Raw genomic sequence first — 25,444 nt, 5'->3', positions numbered from 1 at the left:
CCGGCGCGTGGGTAGGGCGCGCCGGACACCGGCGCGCCGCGTCCCCCGGCCGGGCCCGGTGCGATGGGCGACCCCGACGTCGCCGTCCCGTCCCGCCCCGTCCCGCCCCCGGCCGAATCCCCCAGGAAGGAAATCCCCCGTGGCAACGACGACACCCACACGGGGTGCCCCCACCCCGCCCGCCGGCGGCTCAGATGCCGTGCCGAACGGACGCGGCACCTGGCGCAGCCGGCTGTGGCGCCTCGACGACCTCGCGTCCCCGTACGCGTACATCGCTCCGTTCTTCCTCATCTTCGGTGCCTTCGGGCTCTACCCGCTGCTCTACACGGGCTGGATCGCCCTGCACCGGGTGGAGATGACGAGCCTCAGCACCTCGGAGTGGGTCGGCTTCGACAACTTCACCAAGATCCTCCAGGACTCGGAGTTCTGGACGGCCGTCACCAACACCTTCCTGATCGGCGTCATCTCGACCGTCCCGCAGCTGCTCGTGGCCCTCGGCCTCGCCCACCTGCTCAACTACAAGCTGCGCGCCAGCACGTTCTGGCGGACGGTCGTGCTCACCCCCTACGCCACCTCGGTGGCGACCGCGGCCCTGGTCTTCGCCCTGGTCTTCCGGGCCGACGGCGGCATCCTCAACTGGGTGCTGCACTTCGTCGGCATCGGCAACACCGACTGGGGCAACGGGGAATGGACCTCGAAGATCGCCATCTCGGTGATCGTGATCTGGCGCTGGACCGGCTACAACGCGCTGATCTACCTGGCGGCCATGCAGGCCGTGCCGACCGACCTGTACGAGGCCGCCTCCATCGACGGGGCGACCCGCTGGCAGCAGTTCCGCAAGGTGACCATCCCCTCGCTGCGGCCGACGATCCTGTTCACCATCGTCATCTCGACGATCGGTTCCATGCAGCTGTTCGGTGAGCCGCTGCTGCTCCAGGGCGGCACGCTCGGCTCCACCGGCGGCAGCGAGCACCAGTACGAAACCCTCAGCATCTACCTCTACAACTACGGCTGGAAGCTGGGGCATCTCGGTCCGGCCGCGGCAGTCGCCTGGGCCATGCTCGCCCTGCTGCTGCTCATCGCCCTGATCAACCTGATCGTCGGCCGGTTCCTGCGCAAGAGCGCGGCCTGACGGGAGCGATATCGATGACCACGACCAGCCCCACCAACACCGCGCCGGGTCTCGACCCGGTGCCGCCGGTCGCCTCCCCGGCCAGGAACCGCGTCCGTCTCAAGCTCGGCGCCGGGCAGCAGCTCAAGGGCGGCCCGCTCACCTACCTCGCCCTGGTCGTCGTCGGCCTGGGCTCGGTCTTCCCGCTGTACTGGACGCTGGTGGCCGCCTCGCACGACCAGCAGCGCGTCCTCGACAGCCCGCCGCCGCTGCTGCCGGGCGGCAGGCTGTGGAGCAACCTCCAGACCGCCTGGGACCAGGCCCACCTCGGCAAGGCCATCGTCAACAGCGTGATCGTGTCGGGCTGCATCACCGCGGCCACCCTGTTCTTCTGCACGCTGGCCGGCTACGCCTTCGCCAAGATGCGGTTCCGCGGCCGGGGCGCCCTGATGACCGCGGTCATCGCCACCCTCACGATCCCGCCGCAGCTCAGCGTGGTCCCGCTGTTCATGATGATGGCGGACATCGGCTGGGGCGGGAAGCTGGAGTCGGTGATCTTCCCGACCCTGGTCGGCGCCTTCGGCGTCTTCTTCATGCGCCAGTACCTGCTGGAGGCCCTGCCCTACGAACTCATCGAGGCGGCCAAGGTGGACGGCGCGACCAACATCCGCATCGTGTGGAACGTGGTCCTGCCCGCGGCCCGGCCCGCGATGATGGTGCTCGGCATGCTCACCTTCGTCCAGGCGTGGAACGACTTCTTCTGGCCCTTCCTCGCCCTGAACCAGGACAACCCCACCCTCCAGGTGGCGCTCGGCCAGCTCAGCGCCTCCTACACCCCCGACCAGAGCATCGTGATGGCCGGCGCGCTGATCAGCACCCTGCCGCTGCTGCTCGTCTTCGTGATCTTCGGTAAGCAGATCGTCGGAGGCATCATGGCGGGCGCCGTGAAGGGCTGACGCCGGGCGGTCCGCCCGGCCTGTCCTGCCGACTCGTCTCCGGCAGGCCGTCCGTCCGGATCCGGGTCCGTCCCGCCGCTTCCGGGGTGGGGTCCGTCCCCGCCGCGTTCCGGCGGTCCGCCCCGGACCTGGGGCGTCCCGCACAGCCCGCCGCCGGTTCGGGGCCGGCGCCGGTACGGTCCGCCTCCGGCGCGGGCCCGGCCCGGTCGGTGCCCGTGTGCGGCCCGGCCGCCCCCGCGGCAGGGCCGTGCCCGACCTCCTCTCCGCTTCTCCCCCTTCTCCTTTCCGCTTCTCCGCCTCTCCGCCTCTCCACTTCCCCCCTTCTCCACGCCACTTCGGGAGCGCTCTCAGATGACCGCCGTACGAACCGAGACCACTGCCCAGTCGGCCTCCGTCACCACTTTCCCGCCCGGCTTCGTCTGGGGGGCCGCGACCGCCGCGTACCAGGTGGAGGGCGCCGCCGCCGAGGACGGTCGTACGCCGTCGATCTGGGACACCTTCAGCCACACCCCCGGGAGGGTCCGCAACGGCGACACCGGTGACATCGCCGCCGACCACTACCACCGGTACAAGGACGACGTGGCGCTGATGAAGGACCTCGGCCTGAAGGCCTACCGGTTCTCCGTCTCCTGGTCCCGGGTGCAGCCCACCGGGCGGGGGCCCGCCGTCGAGCGCGGCCTCGACTTCTACCGGCGGCTCACCGACGAACTCCTCGAAGCGGGCATCACCCCGGTCGCCACCCTCTACCACTGGGACCTGCCGCAGGAGCTGGAGGACGCGGGCGGCTGGCCGCAGCGGGACACCGCGCGCCGCTTCGCCGACTACGCCGAGATCATGGCCCGCGCCCTGGGGGACCGCGTCGGGGTGTGGACCACCCTCAACGAGCCCTGGTGCAGCGCCTTCCTGGGCTACGGCTCCGGCGTGCACGCCCCGGGGCGCACCGAGCCGGCCGCCACTCTGCGCGCCGCGCACCACCTCAACCTGGCCCACGGGCTGGCGGTCGGGGCGCTGCGGGAGAACCTGCCGTCGACCGCGCAGACCTCCCTCACCCTCAACCTGCACCAGGTGCGCCCGCTGACCGACAGCGCCGCGGACGCCGAGGCGGCCCGGCGTATCGACGCGGTCGGCAACCGGATCTTCACCGGTCCGGTCCTGGACGGCGCCTACCCCGAGGACCTGCTCGCCGACACCGCGCACCTCGTGGACTGGGCGGAGCTGGTGCACGACGGCGACCTGGCCGAGATCTCCCGCCCGATCGACCTGCTGGGCGTCAACTACTACTCGCCGACCGTGGTCTCCGCGGCCGTCGACGGTGCCGCCAGCACCCGTGACGACGGCCACGGCGCGAGTGCCCACTCGCCGTGGACGGGCGCCGACCACGTCGCCTTCCACCTGGCCAACAACGATGTCACGGCCATGAACTGGGCCATCGACGCGAGCGGACTGCACACCCTGCTGACCGGGCTCGCCGCCTCGCACCCGGGGCTGCCGCTGATGGTCACCGAGAACGGCGCCGCCTTCGACGACTACGTCTCGCCCGAGGGCCGGGTGAACGACCCGCAGCGGATCGCCTACCTTCACTCCCACCTGGACGCCGTCCGGCAGGCCGTCGCCGACGGAGCGGACGTGCGCGGCTACTTCCTGTGGTCCCTGCTGGACAACTTCGAGTGGTCCTACGGCTACTCCAAGCGCTTCGGAGCGGTCTACGTCGACTACGGCACCCAGCGCCGCATCCCCAAGGCGAGCGCACACTGGTACGCGGAGGTGATCCGCCGGAACGCGCTGCCGAGCGCCGGTGAGCAGGGCTGACCCGGTACGGCCCCGGGGGCGTGACGGGGCCCGGGGCGCCCGGGTCCCGGCTGTTACATTTCCTGGCCTGAGGGCTGCGAACGGAAGGCGGCGACCATGACGGTCAAGGGTGAGCGGGGCCGGGGCACTCGGCGGCCGACCCTGGAGGAGGTCGCCGCTCGGGCCGGCGTGGGCCGCGGCACGGTGTCGCGGGTGATCAACGGCTCGCCCCGGGTCAGCGACGCTACCCGCGCGGCGGTGGAGGCGGCCGTCAACGAACTCGGCTATGTGCCCAACACCGCCGCCCGCGCGCTGGCCGCCAACCGCACGGACGCGATCGCGCTGGTCGTCCCCGAGCCGGAGACCCGGTTCTTCGCGGAGCCGTACTTCTCCGACATGCTCAGCGGTGTCGGTGCCGAACTCTCGGACACCGAGATGCAGTTGCTGCTGATCTTCGCGGGCAGCGACCGCGAGCGTCGGCGGCTCGCCCAGTACCTGGCCGCACACCGGGTGGACGGGGTGCTGCTGGTGTCCGTGCACGCCGACGACCCGCTGCCCGACCTGCTCGCCCAGCTGGAGATCCCGGCCGTGATCAGCGGCCCGCGCTCGGCGGAGGAGACGCTGACCTCGGTGGACTCCGACAACTACGGCGGCGCCCGGTCGGCCGTGGAGCACCTGCTGTCCCGCGGCCGCCGCACGATCGCCCACATCACCGGGCGGCTCGACGTGTACGGAGCCCAGCGCCGCGTCGACGGCTACCGCGACGCCCTGCGCGACGCGGGCCGCCGGCCGGACGAACTCCTCATCGAGCCCGGCGACTTCACCGAGGAGGGCGGTCGGCGGGCGATGGCCCGGCTGCTGGAGCGCGAGCCCGGCCTCGACGCCGTGTTCGCCGGATCCGACGTGATGGCGGCGGGCGCCCGCCAGGTGCTGCGGGTGGCGGGCCGCCGTATCCCCGAGGACGTGGCGCTGGTCGGGTACGACGACTCGGCCATCGCGCGGCACATGGAACCGCCGCTCACCAGTGTCCGGCAGCCGATCGAGGAGATGGGCCGGGCGATGATCGACCTGCTGCTGGCCGAGATCGCCGACCGGCGTCCGGCCGCCGCCCGGGGGCTGGAGCGCCGGCACGCGGTACTGCCGACGGCGCTGGTGGCCCGCGCGTCGTCCTGAGCGGTCGGTCCGGGGGCCAGGGGCTCAGGAGCTCAGGGGCTCAGAGCGTCTTGATCTGGCCGCCGTCGACGACGGTCTCCGTTCCGGTGATGTTGGCGGCCAGCGGGGAGGCCAGGAACAGGGTGAGGTCGGCGATCTCGCCCGGCTCGCTGATCCGTCCGGACGTGATCCCCATGCTCTGCGGCACGAGGACGTCCAGCGCCTCCTGCGCGGTGGTTCCGGCGGCCGCGGCGGTGGCGTCGGCGAAGCCGCCCGGCGCGGTCCAGAACGGCGTGCGCACCGGGCCGGGGGCGATGGAGTTGACGCGCACGCCCTGCGGCGCGAACTCCTCGGACAGGGACTTGTTCAGGTTGGTCAGGGCGGCCTTGGCCGCCGAGTAGTCGACCACCATGGGGAAGGGCAGCCGGGCGTTGATCGAGCTGATGTTCACGATGGCCGCGTCGCCCGCCGCGATCAGGTGGGGGAGGGCGGCGCGGCTGGCGCGGACGGCGCTGAAGAAGGTCAGGTCGAAGATCCGCTGCCAGTCGTCGTCGGTCACCTTGAGGAACGACTCACGGGGTTCGGCGGCGCCGAGGTTGTTGACCAGGATGTCCAGGCGCCCGTGGAGCTCCACGGCCCGCTGGACCAGGGTCTGGGCGCCCGCGGTGGTGGACAGGTCGCCCGCCACGAACGTGACGTCGTGACCGGCCGCCAGGGCGTCCAGTTCGGGGGTGGAGGTGCGGCTGCCGGCCACGACCTTGACCCCCTCGCGGGCCAGCCTCTCGACCACGGCCAGACCGATGCCCTTGCTGGCTCCGGTGACGACGGCGACCTTGTCCTTGAGGTGCAGTTCCATGACAGTCTCTTTCTGGATTGATCAATACATAATTACGGTATGACTTCCCGCGGGTGCGGGTGCGGGTGCGGGTGCGACGGGGTGCTCGGGACGGTCAGTCCAGTGCGCGCATCGCGACGGACAGGGCGTCCTCCGCGAACTCCCGCCCCGTGCGCGCCTGGCCGACGACGCGGATCCCCTGGATGAAGGTGGTGAGGAACCGGGCCAGCTCCCTCGGGTCCTTGTCCGCCGACAGCTCGCCCCTCGCCTGGGCCTGCTCCAGGGCCCCGGCGAGGAAGGACTCGACCTGCCGGACGGCCGCGGTGACGCGCTCCGCCGCCGACGGCTGCTCGCCGCACTGCGTGGAGGCGCTGACCACGAAGCAGCCGCGCGTGGGGTCGGCCAGGTCCGCCTCGATCATCGCGGTGAGCACCGCGCGGATCGCGGGCCGGATCCCGGTCGTCCCGTCCAGGACCTTCGCCAGGTCGCCGCCCTGGAGGGAGGTGTAGCGCTCCAGGCAGCGGACGTAGAGCTGCTCCTTCGAGCCGAAGGCCGCGTAGAAGCTGCCGCTGCCTATGGACAGCTCCCGCAGCAGGTCCTGCAACGACGTCTCGGCGTAGCCGCGGCGCCAGAACAGGTCCGTGGCGCGGTCTATCGCCTGGTCGACATCGAATTCCCTGGTGCGAGCCATGCCGCAACAGTAGCCTGTTTTTTGGAACAGTCAATCCACAATGAGTGCCGGGACCGCTCCCGGCCCAGGCCGTGCCGGGCAGCTCACCTGCGCCAGCTGCTCGCGAGGTCCCCGCGCGTACGGACCCCGAGCTTCCGGTAGATCTTCCCCAGGTGGTATTCCACTGCCTTCGTGCTGATCAGCAGCTTCTCCGCGACCTGGCGGTTGGTCAGGCCGGACGCGACCAGCCCGGCCACGGTCGCCTCACGGTCCGTCAGGGCGACGTCGGGGCGTGGCGACGCTCCCCGGGTGGCGGCCTCCTGGTCCTGGACGCAGTTCCGGAGGAACGCGCGGGCACCGAGCGCGGCGAAGGTGTCCTGGGCCCGCTGGAGCCGCCCCAGGCCGGTCGCCGTGCGCCCGAGGGTGCACAGGAACCGGCCGTACGCGTGGTCCAGTTGCGCGCGGTGCAGGGGCGGCACCTGGGCGCGGGCCGCCACGGCCAGCAGGCCCGCCTCGTACTCGTCCGCGGCCGTGGCCGGGTCGCCCCGGAGCTCGGCCGCCCGCCCCGCCAGCCGCCGGCAGGTGACCTCCAGGTACGGGCTGTGCCGCGCGTGGTCGCGCAGTTGGGCCAGGCCCGCCTCGGACGCGGTGCTCGCCGCGGTCTCGATCGCCGCTTCCGCGTACACCGGCAGCCACAGCGGGGCGAACTTGGCCGGTGCGTCCGCCAGTCCGGCGGAGTCGGAGGTCAGCCAGGTGATCGCGGCCAGGATGTCCGCGTGGCGACCGTGCGCCAGCAGGGCGACGGCGTCCGCGCACGCGGCGAGGGTGAGGCGGTCGGGTTCCGCCGAGCCGGTCCGCCTTCCGATCGCCGCAGCCGGTGATCCGAGCCGCGGTGCCGCGCCCGCCGTCCGGACGGCCGAGAGCATGGCTCGCAGCGCCGGACCCGCCGTGTCGGCGGCCGCCTCGCCGATGCCGTCCAGTGCGGAATCGGCCTCCTGCCAGCTGCCCAGCAGGAAGTGCGCGACCGCGAGGCGTTCCAGCGCGCGCAGCCGGTCCGGATGCCCGGGAGACGCGTCGTGCCGTCGGGCAACGGCGTCCAGATCGCGGGCGCCCGCTTCCGGATCGCCGGCCAGCATGCGGCACTCGCCGCGCAGCAGCAGGAGTCCGGGGTCCCGGATCTCCGGTGCGGGGGTCCGGTGCGCCGGCGCCGCCGCGCCTTCGCCGAGGGCGCGCAGCACCGCGTGCGGGCCGTCGGCAAAGGACCGGCCCACCAGGAGCAGACGCCGAGCCGTGCGGACCTGGACGGCGTCACCGCTCGCGACGTCCAGCGCCCTGGTCGCCGCGGCGACGGCGGTCCCACCCCGCGCCGCACGGCACGCCACGGCGGCCTCCATGGTCCCGAGCACAGCGGTCTCCACGGTCTGGAACCCCCCGACGGCCGCCAGGCCGCCCTCGCCGCGCCGCCGCTCGGACGGCACGGGGCCGCCGCCCGCGTCCGTGCCGCCGCCCGCGCCCGTGCCGCCGCCCGGGTCCGTGTCGGCGCCCGCGTCCGTGTCGGCGTCGAGGGCTGTGCCTGTGCTCGTGTGCGCACGGGCGCGCTCGGTGTCGAGGGTGCGGGACGCCGCGCGGAGGTGGTCGGTGGCGGCGCCGAGGCGGTGTTCGAGCAAGGCGCGGCCCGCCAGGGCGCAGTACCGCAGCGGCGACGGAGGCAGGGCCTCGACCCGCTCCCACAGCCCGTCGTCGCCGGGCTCCTCGCCGTACACCTCGTGCATCGCGGCCAGGAGCACCCGGCTCTCCCGCTCGCCCCGGTCCGCGGTGAGGTCCGCCGCCCACAGCAGCAGTTGCCGACTCGGCACGCCGACCTCGTCCGCCGTCGCGCCTCCGTCGAAGGCGGCCCCCTCCAGCGCGGCGGCCAGCGCCGGGTCGGGGCGGTCGGCCGCGCGGGCACGGTGCGCCAACGCCGCTCGGGTGTCGAGCACCTCCGCGGCGGCGCGGTGCAGCGCCCGCCATCTCGTCGGGGTGAGCCGCGCGCGTACCGCACGGTGGTCGCTCTCCCGCGCGAACGCGATCCGGCCCGGGTGCTGCGGGTCGTCGACCGACACGACGAGTCCGAGGCCGAGCAGCACGTCGAGGATCCGCGCGGCCGCCGGAACCGCGGCGACACGGGCCACCGTGGCCGGCGGGAACTCCCCGGCCAGCACGCACAGCGCCTCCAGGAACGCGGTGCTGCCCTGGCCCAGACGCTCCGCGGCCAGCAGGCGTCGTTCGGTCTCCTCGGCGGACGCGGCCTGCTCGTCCGGTGCCCGGAACTCACCGGCTGCCCGGTACATGTCGGGTGCGAACCTGCCTCTCGGACCGACCCCGGGGAACCGGGTCGCATGGTGTCAGAGCCCCGCGCGGGACGCTGACCGGCCCGGTCGCCGGCCGGCGGAAGGGACCGGTCATCGCCCGTGCGCGTCGTGTTGCATCATCGCGCACCGGAACCTGCTCCGTTGCCCGCTCTCGCGCGCACGTGGACCGGAGCCGGCGGACCGAATACTGATCGTCGTCGGCTGAGTGATCATCTGGCGGACCGTTCGCGGTGTCCTCGGCCCGCATCCGGCATCCAGGTGTCCGTCCGACATCTCCGTGTTCGTTCCCGGCGGTTCTGAAAGAGGGGCAGAGGGGCAGTGCCTACCTACCATTCCCCTGGCGTCTACGTGGAGGAGGTCTCCTCGGGCTCGCGGCCCATCGAGGGCGTGGGCTCCGCGTTGTGCGCCTTCGTGGGGTTCACCGAGCGCGGGGTCCTCAACCAGCCGACGCTCGTGACCAACTGGACGCAGTACACCAAGGCCTTCGGCGGCTTCGTCGACGGCGCGCACCTTCCCCAGTCGGTCTACGGGTACTTCCTGAACGGCGGCGGGGCCGCGTACGTCGTGCGCATCGGTGCCGCCGACCCGCACCACGAGGAGCAGGCGTCCCCGGACGGCCGGGCGGACGACGGCGCGGGGGCGCTCGTTTCCGCCGCACGGGGCGAGGTGCCCGCGGCCGGAAACGGCGGGCGCCCGGCCCTCCAGGCCAGGGCGCTGGCCCCCGGAGCGGCGGGCAACGAACTGAGCGTGGAGATCGCCGAGGCGAGCGAACCCGGCGAGGACCTGTTCAAGCTGGTCGTCCGCCAGGAGGACCGCGAGGCGGAGGTCTTCGACAACCTCTCCCTGCGGCGCGGACCGCGGAACGCCGCCACGGTCGTCAAGGAGTCCTCGCGCCTCATCGCCCTGGACGAGGTCAAGGGTGCGTCGGCCCTGGTGCCGGCGAAGGGCGCGCGGGTCGCGCTGAGCGGGGGCGCGTCCTCGGCCACGGCCGTCGTACCGCAGGGGCCGGTGCCGGCCCGGATCACCGCGGCCGACTACGTGGGCACCACCGCCGACCGCACCGGGTTCGCCGGGCTCGAGGCGATCGAGGACGTCACCATGCTCTGCGTCCCCGACCTGATGGCCGCCTACCAGCACGGCGCGGTGGACCTCGACGGGGTCAAGGCCGTGCAGCTCGCCATGATCGCGCACTGCGAGCTGATGGCGGACCGGGTGGCGATCCTCGACCCGCCGCCGGGGCTCGGCGCCCAGCAGGTCAGGGACTGGCGGATGGACACCGCCGGATACGACTCCAAGTACGCGGCCCTGTACTGGCCCTGGCTCAAGGTCATGGACCCGGTCAAGGGCAGTCCGGCGCTCGTCCCGCCCAGCGGCTACATCGCCGGGGTGTGGGCGCGCAGCGACGAGAACCGCGGCGTGCACAAGGCCCCGGCGAACGAGGTGGTCCGCGGCGTGATCGACCTGGAGACCAACATCACCAGGGGTGAGCACGACCAGCTCAACCCGGTGGCCGTCAACTGCGTGCGGTCCTTCCCCGGCCAGGGCATCCGGGTGTGGGGCGCGCGGACGCTCTCCAGCGATCCCGAGTGGCGCTACCTGAACGTGCGGCGGCTGTTCAACTTCGTGGAGAAGTCCATCCTCGACGGCACCAACTGGGTCGTGTTCGAGCCCAACGACCGCTTCCTGTGGGGTTCGGTACGCCGCACCATCACGATGTTCCTGCGCCGGGTCTGGCGCAGCGGGGCGCTGTTCGGCCGCACCCCGGAGGAGGCGTTCTTCGTCAAGTGCGACGAGGAGAACAACCCCCCGGAGGACCGCGACGCCGGGATCCTCACCGTCGACATCGGGATCGCCCCGGTCAAGCCGGCCGAGTTCATCGTCTTCCGGGTCTCGCAGTACGCCCAGGGCGCGGCCCTGGAGGAGTGAGTGAGAGCCCGCCCGCGCAGAAAGGAGACCGCACACCGTGGCGCAGAGCCTCCCGTCCGCAGCGACCCCGCGACCGTTCGCCACTGTCGCCTCCGCACCGATCTTCGTGGTCTCCTCGAACATCCAGATCACCGGTGGGCACCAGCTGCAGAACATCGCGTTCCAGGAACTCGCCGGCATCAGCAGCGAGATCGGCATCGAGCAGTACATCTCGGTGGACACGGCCGGATTCCTCAACCACACCAAGCAGTTCGGCCTGACCAGACCGCCGACGGTCACGCTCAAGCGCGGCCTGGACAACAGCCTGGTGCTCTGGAAGTGGCACCAGATGGCCCTCACCGGCGATCCCGCGGCCCGCGCCGACTACCTGAGCCTGGACATCTTCGGCGGCGGGCTCCCCGGCAGGAAGGACCAGGAGCCGTTGATGAGCTACACGCTCGTCAACGCCTGGTGCGCGAAGATCAACATTTCCTCGGCCAGGGCCGGGGAGGGCGTCGTCACCGAGGACGTCACCATCGCCTGCGACATGATCACGCAGGGCGACGGCGGGTGAGCCGCCCGGCGCGGCGCGGACCAGCACGACAGTGAATTCCGAGTGGAAGGGGGGACGGTCACATGGCGATCGCCAGCGGCAACCCGTCGGTGATGAGCGCGTCGACCTTCGTGATCCAGGTGGACGGGATCAAGGTCGCCACGTTCAGTGAACTGTCCGGCATCAACACCGAGGTCGAATCGGTCGAGTACATATCCAGCGGCCCCGAGGGAGTCCTGCACACCAAGCAGTACGGCAAGACCAAGCCGCCGACGGTCACGCTCAAGCGCGGCCTCGACCCGGAGACGTACATGTGGCTGTGGCACCAGGCGGTGCTGCAGGGCGATCCGCTGGCCCGCAAGACCTGCTCGCTGCAGTTGTTCGCGGCGGCCTCGTCCCCGAAGTCGGGTCAGCCGATCATCACCTACCTCCTGGAGAACGCCTGGCCGTCCAAGCTGGAGATCGGCGGGATGAGGGCCGGCGCGACCGAGATCGTGACCGAGACCGTGGTGCTGCACTGCGACCAGATCCTGATGCAGCCGGCCGGATGACCGAGGAGAGGTCATGCTGACGCAACCGACCGCCGTCGGCGCCCAGGGCGCACCGCCCGACCCGGCCGGCGGACTGATGACCCGTTACCCCTTCGTGCTGCCCCGGGGCTACGTGGACGAGCAGGGCACACTGCACCGGGACGGCGTGATGCGCCTGGCCACGGCACGCGACGAGATAGCGAGCCAGAGCGATCCACGGGTCAGGCAGAACCCCGCCTACCTCAGCGTGCTGCTGCTCGCCCGCACGGTGACCGCGCTCGGCTCGGTCCCCGGGGTGGACACCCTGGTGATCGAGAACCTGTTCGCCTCCGATCTCGCCTTCCTCCAGAACCTCTACCGGCGGATCAACCAGGAGGGGCACACCGAGGCCGACGTCGACTGCCCCGCCTGCGGGCACGGATTCGCGGTGGACATCGCCGGTGATGTCCCGGGGGAATCCTGATGTACACGGCCGACCGGCTCTGGGAGGAGGCCGTGTACCTCGCTTACCACCTGCACTGGCCGCTGCGGGAGATTCTCGATCTCGAACACCCGGCGAGGGCCCGGGTGATCGAGGAGATCGGCCGGATCCACGGCCGCCTCGACAGCGGCGCGGCGGGACCTGCCCAGACCTTCTAGCCCTGGTCCCGGCCGCGGTGCACGGAGAGGAAACGAGATGCGTTGGCTGCCCCGACCGTGGCGCCGCGAGACCCGTGAGACACACGAGACCCGTGAGACACACGAGACCCGTGAGACATACGAGACCCGTGAGACCCGCGATGCGCGGTCCGGTCCCGGTCTGCCGCCCGGCCACACCCACTGGCGGCGGCTGCCCCCTCTCGTCCCGACCGTCCGACGGCCGCCGCTGACCGCGGCCGCCTCGATGGGCGTGGTCGCGACCGACCGGACCCGGCCTCTGATCCCCGGGTCGGGGGGAGGCAGCCGCCCGGCGAGCCGTGCGGGCGCGGACTCCTCGGGGCACCCGGCGCCCGCCGACCTGGGTGTGCTTCCCGCCGTGGAGCCGGTCGCCGGACGCGTGACGGGACTGGTCGCCGTCCGAGCCGAAGCGCCGCCCGAGCGGGAGCCGGCCGCGCCGTCCCCGGCACGTGGCCGGCGCCGGGCGCCCGTACCGGAAAGCGCCCCCGTCCCGCCGACGCCGCCCGCGGTGCCGCGGTCCGCCCCGCGGGTCCTCGCCTCCGCCGGGCCCCGGCCGAACCTGGTCGAGGCCGCGGACGCATACGTGGGCGACCCCATGTCCGGCGGGACACCCGACGGCGCCGCGGCTGCCGCGCAGGTCGACGTGCCCGACGCCCCGTCGGACTGGCTGCGCATGCTCGAGTCCTACCGTCCGCCGTGGTCGAGCGAGGCCCGAGCCGCCGCGGCTCCGCCGCAGGGCGCCGTGCCGGCCGCGCCCGGGGGCGGCACCTCGTGGGCGGCCGGGGCCGGAGCCGCCTCTGCTCCGCCGCCGCTCCCCGAGGACGGCTCCTCGTGGTCGAGCGAGGTGACGACGCCTCCGCCCCGGCCGCCGCGCAAGCCGCGTACCGGGGTGCCTGAGGCGGCGGCGCGCCGCGCCTCCCTCGCCGAGAGCCGACGGCTCGGCCTCGGCAAACCGCTTCGGCGGCCGGTTCCCCCGGACGAGCGGATGCCCGCCGACTCCGTCGAGGCTCCCGCGTTCGAGGTCCAGGACGAGCATCGTGGGACCACCGGGACGAGCGGGACAACCGGGACCGGCGGGCTTGGTGGTGCGGCGACCGGGACCGACGGGCCTCGGGGTGCGGCGACCGGGACCGGTGGGACCGGTGCGTCGCCCGCGCCGGACACCGATGCCGGCGCCGAGGCTTATGCGGGCGTGGACGCCGATGCGGGCGCCGACATCGATGCGGGCGCCCTCGCCAACGCGGGCGCCCTCGCCAACGCGGGCGCCCTCGCCAACGCGGGCGTGAACCCTGATGCGGGCGCCGCCACCGACACCGACGCCAATGCCGACGCGGGCCTGTCGGCACCGGGCGTGGATGCCGGTGCGGAGGCCCGCCCCACGTCGGACGTGCCCGCGGAGGTGAGCCACGGTACCGCCGGTCCGGAGGCACCCGTGTTCGGCCTCGCAGCCCCGGTCGGCACACCGCGGCGGCCTGCCCACGGCGCATCGCCCACGGCCCGGCCGCCGCGCACGCAGCGGACCTCCGAAAGCAGCGAGACGGAGGTTCAGGGCAGGGTCGTCGGCGAGCAGGACGTCCGCACGGCGACCCCGCTCCCGGCCCGTCCGGTCTACCGCTTCGTCCCCGGCGAGCGCCCGACTCCACCGGCCGCCGGGGCACCCCGCCCGACCGGCGCCGCACCGACGACCCCGACCACTCCGCCGAGCACCCCCGCGACCACGTCCACGACCCCTGTGGCGACCGCATCCACGACCACTCCCGTGACCACGTCGACGGGCAGGCCCTTGGTCCGTCCGCGTGCCCGGCGTCGGCCGGACGGTGACCGCCCCGAGCCTGAGCCGCGACCGTCCGCCCCCTCACCGCCGCCCGTGCAGACGGTCCCGGGCGAACTCGTCCACGCCCTGCGTCGGGCGCACGGCGTGGACGTCTCCGGCGTGCCGGTGCACCGCGGTCCCGAGGCGGCGGCCGAGGCGCGGGCCCTCGGCGCCCGTGCCTTCACCCGCGACGGCGAGGTGTACCTGCCCGCGGCCGAGGGGTCGTTCGACCAGCCGGTCGCGCGCGGACTGCTCGCGCACGAACTCACCCACGCCGCCCAGCAGCGCACCCTCGGTTCGGCCCTTCCTCCTGAGGACTCCGACAGCGGCAGAGCCCTGGAGGCAGAGGCCGTGGCGAGCGAGCGCTGGGCGCGCGGCCTGGGCCCGCAGCCGCCGGAGGCCGGCACGGCACCCGCTGCACCGGCGGCATCGTGGACCGCGCCGTGGCACACGGCGCCCACGAGCGGGATCCAGCGGCAGCCCGGCGACGTGATGACCCAGGCCGAGCCGGGCACGGCGGGGCCCCCGCGGCCGCCGACGGCGTCGGCCGCGCCCGCGGACGGGACCCCGTACGGGCTCCAGGCGCACCAGGGGCACCAGGCGCACCATGTGCTCCAGGAACCCCAGACGTCCCGGGTACTGGTAACCGAGGACCCGACGGCCCGGACACCGGCGGCCGTCGACGAGGAACTGCTCTCGGTCAGGGACCGGCTCATCGAGCTCAGCGGCCGGCGCCCGCTCGACCTCGACGACCCGAGCGACATCGAGGAAGTGGCCGTCCAGGTCTACGAAAAGATCCACCGACGGCTCCGGCGAGAGCTCCTGGTCGACCGCGAACGCGCGGGCCGGCTCGGTGAGACCGGGCCGTTCGGCTGGGCGAGGTAGCCGAAAGTCCCCGACGAGACGCACGAGACGCACGAGACCACGAGACGCACGAGGCAGACGACACGGATGAGACGGACGGGAGCCAGGGAGCCATGAGCATGATGGGGTCGCTGCGCGGCGCGGCCGAGCGGGCCGGGAACATCGCCGGTCCGCCGACGGTCGGCATGAACCACCGGTACTCGGTGCTGATCGACAACGTCGCCTACCACTTCGGCGACTGGTCGAGGGTGACGGGTCTGTCGGTGACCTGGCAACAGGTCGAGCACCGGGTCGGGGACAGCGGCAACCAGGTCTGGCTCTTCCCCGGCGCCACCCGGTACGAGCCGATCACGCTCAGCCGGGCGGCCGGGCCCTACTCGCGGGTCGTGCAGCACTGGCTGACGCAGACCTCGAAGAAGCCGCAGCCGCAGAGCGGCACCATCCAACTCGTCGATTTCGCCGGGATCCCGATGGTCCAGTGGCGTCTGAGCGAGTTCTTCCCGATCGCCTGGTCCGTCGACTCCTTCGACGCGGCCGGTGCCAGACCCGCGGTCGAGACGCTCCGGCTCGCCCACACCGGCTTCCTCGAGGACGACCTGAACTCCTCGGCGCTGTCCCCGACCTCGCCGATGATCTCGCCGTTCTGAGGCCGGCACCCACGTACACGAAAGGCATCCCGTCAGTGAGCATCGCGTCCTTCGCCGCTGCCGCCGGGCAGCGCGGCGCCACGACCGCGTCCACCGCCGTCTCGGCGGCGCGCCACGCGGCCGCCGACAGCGCGTTCCGGTACTACGGCCTGTCCATGCGCTTCACCGTCGCCTTCTCCAACGGTGACGGCATCGACCGGCTCGGCGAATGGTCCGCGTGCCGGGGCCTGAAGGTCGACTTCCGGACCGAGACGATCAAGGTCGGCGGCGACTACGCGGGCGAGGTGAAGCTGCCCGCCCAGGTGTCCTACTCCCCGGTGGTCCTGGAGCGGGCGATGGAGTGGCAGCCGTCCCAGGCGTTGCAGCGCTGGCTCGGCAAGCTGGTCACGACCTGGATGAACGGCGACGAGAAGAGCGGCAGGGCGCCGAAGGGGACCGTGGACATCGCGCTCCAGGACGTGCACCAGAAGGTCGTCGCCTCCTGGAGCCTGCGCAACGCGTACCCGGTGTCGTGGAGCGGCCCCGTCCTGGACGCGAAGCAGAACGCGGTCGCGATCGAGACGCTGACCCTCGAACACGAGGGCTTCCTGCCGACCTCCGCCGCCCACGGATAGGAGCCGGGACCCATGAGCGTCACCCCCGAGATGCTGCAGCAGCAGCGCGCGGCCATGGCCGCACGGCGCGTCCCGCGGGCCCCGGCACCCCCGCTGGCCCCGGACGGCAACGCGAAACTCGGCCCGGCGAAGTCCACCGCCGCAGCCGACTACATCGAGTTCGACTTCAACCCGGCGGCCATCGTGATCTCGCACTCGGCGCCGGTGGCACCGACCGCCGGTCTGCAGCAGAGGGGCGACAGGCGCGCCGGTGTCGCCGACCCGAAGGCCAAGGTCGAACTGTCCGCCATATCCGTCGAAGAGGTAGAGAAGGCCAAGGGCACCACGAGAATCAACCTGCGCTCGCTGACCTTCGACGGGACCAGGGTGGCGCAGACCTGCCTGCGCCTGCTCAAGTGGTCCCACTTCACAGAGGTCGAGGACAGGACGTCCACGCGGCGCAGCGAGCTGCCCCGGCTGAAGTTCATCTGGGGCCCCCAGGTCTACCTGGTCCATCTCAACCAGGTGACGGCCACGTACACCAGGTTCAGCCCGTCCGGGACGCCCGTACGGGCCACCGTCGACCTGACGCTCCACTCGATCCCGGACATCCCGGGGCCGACCAACCCGACCTCGGGCGGCCTCGCGGGGCGCCGCACCCACCTGCTCTCCGGTGCCGAGACCCTGCCCGAACTGGCCACGCGGTGCTACGGCGGGCCGGAGCACTGGCGGGAGATCGCCGCCGCCAACCGGGTCGCCGATCCGCTGCGCGTGCGGCCCGGGACCAGCGTGTACCTGCCGAGCACCCAGGAGGGCGAGGAATGACCGTGCCGTCGCACCTCGGCGCCACCGTGTGGCCGACGGTACTGGTCGGCTCCGGCTCCGGCCGGGAGCTGTCCGGCGCCGCCGCGAGCTGCCTGGTGCGCACCGAGGTCAGCACGCAGCTGCTGCTGCCGACGATGTTCGCGCTCAGCTTCGCGGACCTCACCGGTGCCGCGCTGGACCAGGCGGGCCTGCGGATCGGGACGCGCGTCCAGGTGCGGGTCGGGTCCGGGCCGGGCAGCCGGCTGGTGGCCGGCGAGGTCACCGCCATCGAGGGGTACTACCAGGGCACGGTCGGGCGGACCGTGGTCCGCGGTTACGACCTGTGCCACCGGCTGCAACGGGCGCGCCGTACCAGGGCGTTCGAGGACGCGACCGACTCGGACGTCGCGCGGCGGATCGCCAAGGAGGCGGGACTGCCGATCGGTAAAATCTCCGAGACGCGGACCGTCCACCAGCACCTGCTGCAGTGCAACCAGAGCGACTGGGAGTTCCTGGCGCAGCGGGCACGCGAGACCGGCTTCGAGTTCGGCATCTCCGACGGCGGCTTCTACTTCCGGAAGGCCGCCACGCTCGCCGACTCCCAGCAGAATCTGCCGGAGCTGGCCATGCCGGGCCCGCTGCTGCGCTTCGAGCCGCGGCTCACGGCGGGGAACCTGGCCCCCGGGGTCGAGGTGCGGGTCTGGGACCCGCTGCGGGCGACGCTGTCCGCCGCACCCACGGCGCCGGTCCCGGCCGCGGGCGCCCCCACCGAGCGCCCGCAGGGCCCGACCGCGGTCGCGGCGCTCTTCAGCGCGGCCGCCGACGGTCCGCTGGGTTCCGGCGCGGCGGACGCGCCGGCCCCGCGGCCGGGGGAGGGCCTCGGCCCGCCACCGAGCCCGACCGCCCATGTCGTGGGCACCCTGCCGGTCGCGGACGCCGAGGACGCGGCGGCGGCTCTGGCCGCGTCCGTCGGCGGGACCTTCGCCGAGGCCGAGGGGGACGCGACGGGCGACCCCGCGATCCGCGCCGGCGCCTCCGTCAAGGTCTCCGGAATTCCGGGGCACTTCCCCGCCGTCTGGCTGGTGACCCGCGCCCGGCATGTGTTCGACCTGACGGAGAACGGCTACCACACCGAGTTCGCCGCGGGCGGCGCGCACGACCGCTCCCTGCTCGGCCTGACCACGGCCGGCGGCACCGAACCGGTGCGGATCCCCGGTCTGGTCTGCGCGGTGGTCGACGACATCGGCGGCGACCACGCCCGGGTGCGGCTGACCCTGCCGTGGCTGTCCCCGGACGTGCGCACCGACTGGGCCCCGGTCGTGCAGTTCGGCGCCGGCCGGCGCAGCGGCGCGATGTTCCTGCCCGAGGTCGGCGACGAGGTCCTGGTCGGCTTCGAGTTCGGCGATCCGCGCCGCCCGTACGTGCTCGGCGGCCTCGTCACCGAGCACAGCGCCTACAGCCTCGGCGGCGGCGCCGTCCGGCAGGGACCGGGCGGCGCGGACTCGTCGGTCGCGCGCCGCGGGTTCGTCTCGGCCTCGGGCAACCGGCTCGTGTTCCACGACGAGATGGGCGAGGGACCGAAGCCCGAGCAGTCGCGGATCGCGCTGGGCACCGGCGACGGCGGGCTGGGGCTCGACGTCGACGTGGTCGGCGGGACGGTGGAACTCGCCTGCGCACCCACCGACCCGGCGGGGCAGCTCACCATCAGGTGCGGCCGGGCCGGGACGGTCAACATCGTGACCGGCGAGGGCGGCACGGTGACCATCGACGGCGGGAAGGCGCTGACCCTGAAGTCCGCCGGCTCGCTCACCATCCAGAGCCAGGGCACCGTCTCCCTGTCCGGCGCGTCCGTCTCGCTGGGCGGGTGAGGCACGGCCATGACCGACTTCACCGGCACCGGCTGGTCGTTCCCGTTCACCTTCGAACCCACCGGCGCGCCGACCATGGCCTCCGGGACCGCCAAACTGGAGCAGTCGATGCGGCTGATCCTGGAGACCTACCCCGGTGAGCGCCCGATGCGGCCGCGGTTCGGCAGCACCCTGCGGGACTACGTCTTCGACGGGGCGGGCGTCCACAAGGCCGCCGAGATAGCCGACGTGGTCAAGAACGCGATCGAGCAGTGGGAGCCACGCGTCGACGTGGCCGAGGTGGACGTGTACCCCGACGAGGAGCAGCCAGGCCTGCTCTACATCGACATCCGCTACGTGGTGCCCGGCACCAACAGCCCGCGCAACCTCGTCTTCCCCTTCTACACCATCCCCGAGCACGAGGAAGGCGCGTACTGATGCCCCTGCCGGCCCCCGATCTCGACGACCGCCGGTTCCAGGACCTGGTCTACGAGGCCAAGCGCCTGGTGATGCAGCGCTGTCCGGAGTGGACCGACCACAACGTCTCCGACCCGGGCATCACCCTGATCGAGACCTTCGCCCACATGACCGACCACCTGCTCTTCCGGCTCAACCAGGTGCCCGACCGGCTGTACGTCACCTTCCTGAACCTGATCGGCCTGCGCGTCCTGCCGCCCACTCCGGCGCGCGCACCCGTCACCTTCTGGCTCTCCAGCCCCGCCCGCACGCGGCTGACGATCGCCGCGGGCACCCGCGTGGGGACCCTGCGCACGGCCACCGCCGAGTCGGTCGTCTTCACCACCGGCGAGGACCTGGCCGTCGTGCCCTGTTCGCTCGCCAGGATCAGGACCGCGGTCGAACCGGAGTCCGACGGCGGACCGGCCGGCGAGGCCGTCGAGGCCGTCGAGGCCACGGACGCCGGCCGGCCGGCCGAGACCGCGGACCGCTCCCGGCTGCTGTCGGACGGCAGGCCGTTCCCCGCGTTCCGCCGGCGGCCCGGGATCGGGGACGCGCTGCTGATCGGTCTCACCGACCCGGTGCCAGGGTGCGCGATCCGGCTGGGCTTCCGCGGCCGGGTCGAGGGGGTGGGAGTCAACCCGAAACACGCCCCGCTGGTCTGGGAGGCCTGGACCGGCGACGGCTGGACGGAGTGCGAGGTGGGGCTCGACGAGACCGGGGGTCTGAACACCTCGGGCGCGATCGTCCTGCACGTGCCGACCGCGCACCGCGCGAGCGTGGTCGACGGCGACCGTGCCGGGTGGCTCAGGGCCCGGGTCACCGAGCCCGAGGAGGGGCAACCCCCGTACACGGACTCGCCCGTGGTCGACGGGCTGACCGTCTGCACGATCGGCGGCACGGTCGAGGCGGTGCACGCCGAGCCGGTCGCGCTCGAGAGGCTGGGCCGGGCGGAGGGCGTGCCCGGCCAGCAGTTCCCGCTCCGGCACAGTCCCGTGCTGGCCGGTTACGGCCCGCCGGTCGTCGAGACCAGTTCACCCGAGGGCTGGCTGGAGTGGACCGAGGTCGAGCACTTCGCCGACAGCGGGCCCGAGGACCGGCACTTCGCCCTGGACGCGGTCTCCGGACTCGTCCTGTTCGGCCCGGCGGTGCGCGAGCCCGACGGGAGCCTGCGCCGGTACGGCGCCGTGCCCGAGAAGGACGCCGAGGTGCGCATCCGCGGATACGCGACCGGCGGCGGCGCCCGGGGGAACGTCGCGGCCGGATCGCTCTGCCGGCTGAAGTCGTCGGTCCCGGCCGTCTCCGCCGTGGAGAACCGGCGCCCGGCCCACGGCGGGGTGGACGGCGAGACCCTCGACGAGGCGAAGGACCGCGGGCCGCTGCTGGTCCGCACCCGCAGCCGCGCGGTGACGGCGGAGGACTACGAGATCCTGACCCGCGAGGCGGCGCCGGAGATCGCCCGGGTGCGCTGCGTGCCGACCGGCGAGGACCCCGCCGAGGCCGGGGGAGTCCGGGTGCTGGTCGTCCCGGCCGCGGCCGTGCGGGACGGCCGGATCCTGTTCGAGGACCTCGTCCCGCCGGAGCCCACGCTGCGCCGGATCGCCGAACGGCTCGACCGCGCACGGGTCGTGGGCACCCGCGTCATGCTCGAACCGCCGCTCTACCGCGGCGTCACCGTGGTCGCCCGGCTGGTGGCCCGGCCACGGGTGAACGTCGAGCGGGTGCGCGAGGACTCGCTCGAAGCCCTCCACCGCTATCTCAATCCGCTGCCCGGCGGCGGCCCCGAGGGCACCGGCTGGCCGTTCGGCCGTCCGGTGCAGGCCGGCGAGATCTTCGGCCGCCTGCAACAGGTCCCCGGAGTCGAACTGGTCGAGGACGTACGGCTGTTCTCCGCCGACCCGGTCACCGGCGCGCGCGGCAGGGAGGTCCGCCGGATCGACCTCGACCCCAACAGCCTCGTGTTCTCGTACGAGCACCAGGTCAGAGTGGAGGCGCACTGATGCGCGCGGCCGTGACGGGGCTGGACACGCCGTATCCGATCGGCACTCTGCTGCCCGCGGTCTTCCAGGAGGACCCGGTGGCGATGCGGTGGACCGCGGCCCTGGACGAGGTGCTCGCCCCGGCCGTCTCGACCCTGGACTGCCTGGCGGCCTACACCGACCCGATGCTCGCGCCCGCCGACTTCGTGCGGTGGCTCGCCGGCTGGCTGGGCACGGTCCTGGACGAGAACTGGCCCCTGGACCGGCAGCGGGCGGCGGTGGCGCACTCCGTCCCGCTCCACCGGCTGCGCGGCACCGTCGACGGCCTGCGCACCCTGGTCGAGCTGGTCACCGGCGGGGAAGTGGAGCTCACCGAGAGCGGCGGGGTCCATTGGTCGGTGGTCCCGAACACCCCGCTGCCGGGCGAGGCGGTGCCCCGGCTGTCCGTCCGGGTGACGCTGCCGAGCGGCGCGGCGGTGGACGTCACCGCTCTGGAGGAACTGATCGTCGCCGAGAAACCCGCGCATGTCCCGCACCGGTTGGAGGTCGTGGAGAGATGATCGTCTGTCGCAAGTGCGGGTTCCGCAACGGGGAGGACGACGCCTTCTGCGGCTCCTGCGGCGGCTTCCTCGAATGGACGGGGGAGAAGCAGACCTCGCAGGTCGCGCAGGAGGTGGTCCAGGAGGTCGAGCAGGAACAGGCGGCGGCCGAACCGCGGGCCGGGCTGCTCCGGCGCGTGATCCAGGGGACGAACACCTTCATCGCCGGGCCCAGGCCGGAGGCCTCCGGGACCGCCGGGGCGCAGCAGCAGGCACCGTCGACGGGAGCTCGCTCCGGCGCGCCCGCGGCGCCGCGGCCCGGAGCCGCCGCGCCCCCACCTCCGCCTCCCCCGCCGCCGAGGCCGCGGTCGGGCGCGACCCCGCCCCCTCCGCCCGCCCCACGGCCACCGGCCAGAAAGACCCCGGCCGCCCCACCCCCACCTCCCCCACCACCCCGAAAATCCACACCCCCGCCTCCTCCGCCCGCGCCGTCCACGGCCCAGCGAGGCGCGCCTGCGCCTCCTCCGCCCCCGCCCTCGGCGGCCCGGAAGAGCGCGGCTGTGCCCCCGCCCCCGCCCCCGCCGACGACGACTCGACCGGGCACGGCTGTGCCGCCGCCCCCTCCGTCGATGGCTCGGCCAGGCACGGCCCCGCCTCCTCCGCCCGCGCCGTCCGTGGCACGGAAGAGTGCGGTTGTGCCCCCGCCTCCTCCGTCGACGGCTCGGCCAGGGGCTGCTCCGTCTCCTCCGCCCCCGCCCTCGGCGGCCCGGCGAGGCGCGCCTGCGCCCCCTCCGGCTCCGCCTTCGGCGCCCCGGAAGAGCGCGGCCGCTGTTCCGGCATCGCCGCCGGCAGCCCGGCCGCCGGCGCCCGCGGCCCGGCGGGGCGACGCCGCGGCCCTGGTCGCGCCCGTCGAGCACCCCGAGTCCGCGGCCGTCCCCGAGGCGGACGCGCCGGACGCGCGGTCCTCCGGCCCGGCGTCCAGCGGGGGCGACACCGCTCCGGTGCGGTCGCCCGGCGAGATCCGGGAACAGGCGCCGCAGATCGCGCGGGCCAGGGCGGTCGCGGTGACCAGGACGGCGCCGACCCGTCGGCTGCAACCCGGCGACCTGGTGTGCGGGACGTGCGGCGAGGGCAATCCGAGCTCGCGCAGCTTCTGCAGCCGGTGCGGTGCCTCGTTGGTCGAGGCGGTGCTGGTCAAGCAGCCGTGGTGGCGAAAGTTCGTGCCCAGGCGCGGACCGCGCGTCGTCCGGCTCGCGCCGGCCGAGGGTCCCGGCCGGGCGGACGGCAGGTCCGCCGCGCACCTCGCGCAGCCCGGCTTCGACCCGAAGTCGGCGCTCCGGCAGGTCTACCGCAAGGGCCGCGTCGTCGTCGCGGTGGCGCTGCTCTGCGGCGGCACGCTCTACGGCACGTACCCGCCGTTCCGCCACACGGTCGACAGCAGGGCGCGGAGCCTGAAGGCCAGGGTCACCGGCGCGGTCGCCCACGACCTCTCGCCGATCCACGCCGTCAGCGTGACGGCGAACGCCTCGGAGCACGGGCATCCCGCGCTGAACGCCGCCGACGAACTGCTCGACACCTACTGGCTGGCGCCCTGGTCGACCTCGGCCGAACCGGCCCTCACCCTCAAGTTCGCCCACCGCGTGACGCTGATGAAGATCATCCTGCACTCGGGTGCGAGCAACGCCTACATCCGGGACGGCAGGCCCAGCCAGATACGGCTGACGTACTCCAACGGCGAGTCCTTCACCATCGTCCCGAAGGACACCTCGCAGGAGCAGGATTTCTCCGTCAGCCACGCGGCTCTCGTCACCAGCGTGCGGATCCAGGTCGGCGCGGTGTATCCGGGCAGCAGCGGGTCCACCGCGGCCGTCTCCGAGATCGAGCTGTTCGGCTTCACCACCTGACAGGGCACCACACGGCACAGGAGGACGCGTGGCGGATTTCGTCATCAGAACCGGGGACCTGCTCGAAGTGACCATCCCGGGGCCCGCGGTGATACCGGCGCTGGCGGCGCCGCTGCCACTGACCGGTTCGAGCACGAACGTGACCGTCGGCGGAACGCCCGTCTGCCTCCAGGGCGACGAACTGCCGGCGGTGCTGCGCGCGCCGCTGGTGTACACGGCACCGCCCTGCACGGTTCCCGGCACGGGCACCCTGGTCCTCACCCTGTCGCCGCAGAACCTGACGGAGAGGACCACCAACGGCGGCAAGCCGATCCTGATCCGGGGCGGCACGTTCACGGCCGTGTTCACGGTGCAGACGCCCGCCACCCAGCCGCCCCCGACCGCCCTGCCCGACCCGCTGCCGGCGAAGCAGGGCACCGCGCGGTTCCTCACCACCAACACCTCGGTGACCGCGGGCTGAGGCGCGGGCGGCACGCGGACCAGTGAGGGGGGCCGGGCATACGCCCCGCCCCCCTCGGCTACGCCTCGTTCCCGGACCCGGACTCGTTCCCGGACCCGGATTCGTTCCCGGACTCGGACTCGTTCCCGGACCCGGCCCGGCGGGACTCGGTGATCGTGCGCCGTTCCCAGCGCCGCACGGTCCCCGCGGCCCTGGTCGGCGCTGGACCGGTCGGGACCGGGCCGGTCGGTGCCGGGCCGGTCGTCGCGGCGGTCTCGCCCGGCGCGCCGGGGGCGGGCAACCGGGCCGCGCCGAGCACGATCCCGCGGGCCGGCGGCGCGAGGTCGGTCACCATCGGCGGCACCACCGGGGCCACCAGTTCCAGCACCAGATGCGCGCGCGGGGCGATCCCGAGGCCCGGCCACACGTCCTGCGCCGAGCGCCCCGGCTCATCGCCCCCGCAGCGCACGAAGGACGGGAGCCCCGCCTCGGCCAGGGCCCCGGTCAGATGGTCGTCGGCGAGGGCGTCCGTGGCCGTACAGGCGTCGATCAGCAGACCGAGCAGATCGTGCTCCTCGACCGTCCGCCGGGACGCCTCCTCGGACGTCTCCGGCCCGGTCCCCGCCGGGCCGGCCCACGCCGTGACCGTGTACGAGATCCGGTAGTGGCGCACCGCGGGCTGCCTGCCCACCAGCCGCCCGTCGGCGTCGCGGACCTCCGACCATCCGGAGGGCGGCAGTTCCTGACCGCCCCTGCGCACGTCACGGAGGAACAGACTGACGAACGGGGCGCCGGGCACCGCTCGCTCCCAGTCGGCGCGCGGCGCGTCGAACCTGACGCCGGTGCCCGGCGGCAGCACGCCCTCCAGCCAGTGGGCGAGCGAGAGGTCAGCGTCCCGCAGCGTGCTCATCGGTCTCCTCGTGTACCTGGTCTTCGCATCGGGCGGGCAGGCTCAGGCCCGGAAGAGTGATGGCGTGCCAGGCGCCGCGCAACTCGGTGCCGTTCTCACGACGGACAGGGTCCTTCCCCACGCGATCTCGCTCCGGTCGGC

At 73.5% G+C, this 25,444-nt stretch carries 23 protein-coding genes; 19 read left to right on the top strand and 4 right to left on the bottom strand.

All coding sequences use genetic code 11. The annotated features are described in order from the left end of the window. Window positions 1–139: 139 nt before the first annotated feature. From AB0M11_RS25285 to AB0M11_RS25270, 4 genes are all read left to right on the top strand, one after another. Window positions 140–1,132, top strand: a complete 993-nt coding sequence (locus AB0M11_RS25285; protein ID WP_365709169.1) for a sugar ABC transporter permease — start codon at window positions 140–142, stop codon at window positions 1,130–1,132. Window positions 1,133–1,146: 14 nt separating this feature from the next. Further along, a complete protein-coding gene (locus AB0M11_RS25280) occupies window positions 1,147–2,067 on the top strand; it encodes a carbohydrate ABC transporter permease (protein WP_365709167.1) in 921 nt (306 codons plus the stop codon). 351 nt (window positions 2,068–2,418) lie between these two features. Continuing rightward, complete coding sequence (locus tag AB0M11_RS25275; RefSeq protein ID WP_365709166.1) at window positions 2,419–3,876, top strand: GH1 family beta-glucosidase; 1,458 nt, start codon at window positions 2,419–2,421, stop codon at window positions 3,874–3,876. Between the two features lie 96 nt (window positions 3,877–3,972). Next, window positions 3,973–5,028, top strand: a complete 1,056-nt coding sequence (locus tag AB0M11_RS25270) for a LacI family DNA-binding transcriptional regulator (protein WP_365709164.1) — start codon at window positions 3,973–3,975, stop codon at window positions 5,026–5,028. Between the two features lie 40 nt (window positions 5,029–5,068). Here the strand turns inward: AB0M11_RS25270 and AB0M11_RS25265 are convergent, their stop codons facing one another. From AB0M11_RS25265 to AB0M11_RS25255, 3 genes are all read right to left on the bottom strand, one after another. Beyond that, window positions 5,069–5,863 carry an oxidoreductase gene (locus AB0M11_RS25265; protein WP_365709163.1) on the bottom strand — a complete coding sequence of 265 codons (795 nt, stop codon included), beginning with the start codon at window positions 5,861–5,863 and terminating at the stop codon, window positions 5,069–5,071. A 94-nt stretch (window positions 5,864–5,957) separates the two neighbouring features. Beyond that, entirely contained in the window at window positions 5,958–6,533 is a 576-nt protein-coding gene (locus AB0M11_RS25260) for a TetR/AcrR family transcriptional regulator (RefSeq protein ID WP_365709162.1), read from the bottom strand. Window positions 6,534–6,616: 83 nt separating this feature from the next. Then, a complete protein-coding gene (locus AB0M11_RS25255; RefSeq protein ID WP_365709160.1) occupies window positions 6,617–8,842 on the bottom strand; it encodes a helix-turn-helix transcriptional regulator in 2,226 nt (741 codons plus the stop codon). Between the two features lie 339 nt (window positions 8,843–9,181). Between AB0M11_RS25255 and AB0M11_RS25250 the strand changes: the two genes are divergently transcribed. The 15 genes from AB0M11_RS25250 (at window position 9,182) to AB0M11_RS25180 (ending at window position 24,414) form a co-directional block, all read left to right on the top strand. Continuing rightward, complete coding sequence (locus AB0M11_RS25250; protein ID WP_365709158.1) at window positions 9,182–10,789, top strand: phage tail sheath subtilisin-like domain-containing protein; 1,608 nt, start codon at window positions 9,182–9,184, stop codon at window positions 10,787–10,789. A 37-nt stretch (window positions 10,790–10,826) separates the two neighbouring features. Continuing rightward, on the top strand, window positions 10,827–11,342 hold the full coding sequence (locus tag AB0M11_RS25245) for a phage tail protein (RefSeq protein ID WP_365709156.1): 516 nt from the start codon (window positions 10,827–10,829) through the stop codon (window positions 11,340–11,342). 62 nt (window positions 11,343–11,404) lie between these two features. Continuing rightward, the gene (locus AB0M11_RS25240; RefSeq protein ID WP_365709154.1) at window positions 11,405–11,872 is read left to right on the top strand and encodes a phage tail protein; all 468 of its coding nucleotides are present in this window, start codon (window positions 11,405–11,407) and stop codon (window positions 11,870–11,872) included. Between the two features lie 13 nt (window positions 11,873–11,885). Next, entirely contained in the window at window positions 11,886–12,314 is a 429-nt protein-coding gene (locus AB0M11_RS25235; protein WP_365709152.1) for a hypothetical protein, read from the top strand. Next, the gene (locus AB0M11_RS25230; protein ID WP_365709201.1) at window positions 12,311–12,490 is read left to right on the top strand and encodes a DUF6760 family protein; all 180 of its coding nucleotides are present in this window, start codon (window positions 12,311–12,313) and stop codon (window positions 12,488–12,490) included. The genes AB0M11_RS25235 and AB0M11_RS25230 overlap by 4 nt, the downstream gene beginning before the upstream one ends. Window positions 12,491–12,527: 37 nt before the next feature. Next, window positions 12,528–15,206: a DUF4157 domain-containing protein gene (locus tag AB0M11_RS25225; protein WP_365709150.1), complete on the top strand. Its 2,679-nt coding sequence runs from the start codon at window positions 12,528–12,530 to the stop codon at window positions 15,204–15,206. A gap of 92 nt (window positions 15,207–15,298) precedes the next feature. After that, window positions 15,299–15,832 carry a phage tail protein gene (locus tag AB0M11_RS25220; protein WP_365709149.1) on the top strand — a complete coding sequence of 178 codons (534 nt, stop codon included), beginning with the start codon at window positions 15,299–15,301 and terminating at the stop codon, window positions 15,830–15,832. 35 nt (window positions 15,833–15,867) lie between these two features. Then, window positions 15,868–16,446, top strand: a complete 579-nt coding sequence (locus AB0M11_RS25215) for a phage tail protein (RefSeq protein ID WP_365709148.1) — start codon at window positions 15,868–15,870, stop codon at window positions 16,444–16,446. 12 nt (window positions 16,447–16,458) lie between these two features. Next, a complete protein-coding gene (locus AB0M11_RS25210; RefSeq protein ID WP_365709145.1) occupies window positions 16,459–17,250 on the top strand; it encodes a hypothetical protein in 792 nt (263 codons plus the stop codon). After that, window positions 17,247–19,097 (top strand): phage baseplate assembly protein V, encoded by a 1,851-nt coding sequence (locus AB0M11_RS25205; RefSeq protein ID WP_365709144.1) that lies wholly within the window; start codon window positions 17,247–17,249, stop codon window positions 19,095–19,097. Before AB0M11_RS25210 ends, AB0M11_RS25205 begins: the two co-directional genes overlap by 4 nt. A gap of 9 nt (window positions 19,098–19,106) precedes the next feature. Continuing rightward, on the top strand, window positions 19,107–19,514 hold the full coding sequence (locus AB0M11_RS25200) for a GPW/gp25 family protein (RefSeq protein ID WP_365709143.1): 408 nt from the start codon (window positions 19,107–19,109) through the stop codon (window positions 19,512–19,514). Beyond that, entirely contained in the window at window positions 19,514–21,532 is a 2,019-nt protein-coding gene (locus tag AB0M11_RS25195) for a putative baseplate assembly protein (RefSeq protein WP_365709142.1), read from the top strand. The genes AB0M11_RS25200 and AB0M11_RS25195 overlap by 1 nt, the downstream gene beginning before the upstream one ends. Next, the gene (locus tag AB0M11_RS25190; protein WP_365709141.1) at window positions 21,532–22,071 is read left to right on the top strand and encodes a phage tail protein; all 540 of its coding nucleotides are present in this window, start codon (window positions 21,532–21,534) and stop codon (window positions 22,069–22,071) included. The genes AB0M11_RS25195 and AB0M11_RS25190 overlap by 1 nt, the downstream gene beginning before the upstream one ends. A 980-nt stretch (window positions 22,072–23,051) precedes the next feature. Next, window positions 23,052–23,954, top strand: a complete 903-nt coding sequence (locus tag AB0M11_RS25185) for a discoidin domain-containing protein (protein ID WP_365709140.1) — start codon at window positions 23,052–23,054, stop codon at window positions 23,952–23,954. Window positions 23,955–23,982: 28 nt separating this feature from the next. Then, complete coding sequence (locus AB0M11_RS25180) at window positions 23,983–24,414, top strand: hypothetical protein (RefSeq protein WP_365709139.1); 432 nt, start codon at window positions 23,983–23,985, stop codon at window positions 24,412–24,414. 58 nt (window positions 24,415–24,472) lie between these two features. On the opposite strand, the gene AB0M11_RS25175 is transcribed toward AB0M11_RS25180, so the two are convergent. After that, a complete protein-coding gene (locus tag AB0M11_RS25175; RefSeq protein WP_365709138.1) occupies window positions 24,473–25,303 on the bottom strand; it encodes a Pvc16 family protein in 831 nt (276 codons plus the stop codon). Between the last annotated feature and the right edge of the window lie 141 nt (window positions 25,304–25,444).

This window comes from Streptomyces sp. NPDC051987, assembly GCF_040680735.1.
Taxonomy (GTDB): domain Bacteria; phylum Actinomycetota; class Actinomycetes; order Streptomycetales; family Streptomycetaceae; genus Streptomyces.
Note: the sequence above shows the minus strand (reverse complement) of the source record. Positions and strands in the feature narration are given on the sequence as shown.

Excerpts from the sequence above, each read along its gene's own strand:
- AB0M11_RS25270 (WP_365709164.1), top strand. The coding sequence starts at position 3,973 with ATGACGGTCAAGGGTGAGCGGGGCCGGGGCACTCGGCGGCCGACCCTG.
- AB0M11_RS25225 (WP_365709150.1), top strand. The coding sequence starts at position 12,528 with ATGCGTTGGCTGCCCCGACCGTGGCGCCGCGAGACCCGTGAGACACAC.
- AB0M11_RS25255 (WP_365709160.1), bottom strand. The coding sequence starts at position 8,842 with ATGTACCGGGCAGCCGGTGAGTTCCGGGCACCGGACGAGCAGGCCGCG.
- AB0M11_RS25210 (WP_365709145.1), top strand. The coding sequence starts at position 16,459 with ATGAGCGTCACCCCCGAGATGCTGCAGCAGCAGCGCGCGGCCATGGCC.
- AB0M11_RS25205 (WP_365709144.1), top strand. The coding sequence starts at position 17,247 with ATGACCGTGCCGTCGCACCTCGGCGCCACCGTGTGGCCGACGGTACTG.
- AB0M11_RS25280 (WP_365709167.1), top strand. The coding sequence starts at position 1,147 with ATGACCACGACCAGCCCCACCAACACCGCGCCGGGTCTCGACCCGGTG.
- AB0M11_RS25220 (WP_365709149.1), top strand. The coding sequence starts at position 15,299 with ATGAGCATGATGGGGTCGCTGCGCGGCGCGGCCGAGCGGGCCGGGAAC.
- AB0M11_RS25265 (WP_365709163.1), bottom strand. The coding sequence starts at position 5,863 with ATGGAACTGCACCTCAAGGACAAGGTCGCCGTCGTCACCGGAGCCAGC.
- AB0M11_RS25175 (WP_365709138.1), bottom strand. The coding sequence starts at position 25,303 with ATGAGCACGCTGCGGGACGCTGACCTCTCGCTCGCCCACTGGCTGGAG.
- AB0M11_RS25190 (WP_365709141.1), top strand. The coding sequence starts at position 21,532 with ATGCGCGCGGCCGTGACGGGGCTGGACACGCCGTATCCGATCGGCACT.
- AB0M11_RS25200 (WP_365709143.1), top strand. The coding sequence starts at position 19,107 with ATGACCGACTTCACCGGCACCGGCTGGTCGTTCCCGTTCACCTTCGAA.
- AB0M11_RS25260 (WP_365709162.1), bottom strand. The coding sequence starts at position 6,533 with ATGGCTCGCACCAGGGAATTCGATGTCGACCAGGCGATAGACCGCGCC.
- AB0M11_RS25195 (WP_365709142.1), top strand. The coding sequence starts at position 19,514 with ATGCCCCTGCCGGCCCCCGATCTCGACGACCGCCGGTTCCAGGACCTG.
- AB0M11_RS25240 (WP_365709154.1), top strand. The coding sequence starts at position 11,405 with ATGGCGATCGCCAGCGGCAACCCGTCGGTGATGAGCGCGTCGACCTTC.
- AB0M11_RS25275 (WP_365709166.1), top strand. The coding sequence starts at position 2,419 with ATGACCGCCGTACGAACCGAGACCACTGCCCAGTCGGCCTCCGTCACC.
- AB0M11_RS25235 (WP_365709152.1), top strand. The coding sequence starts at position 11,886 with ATGCTGACGCAACCGACCGCCGTCGGCGCCCAGGGCGCACCGCCCGAC.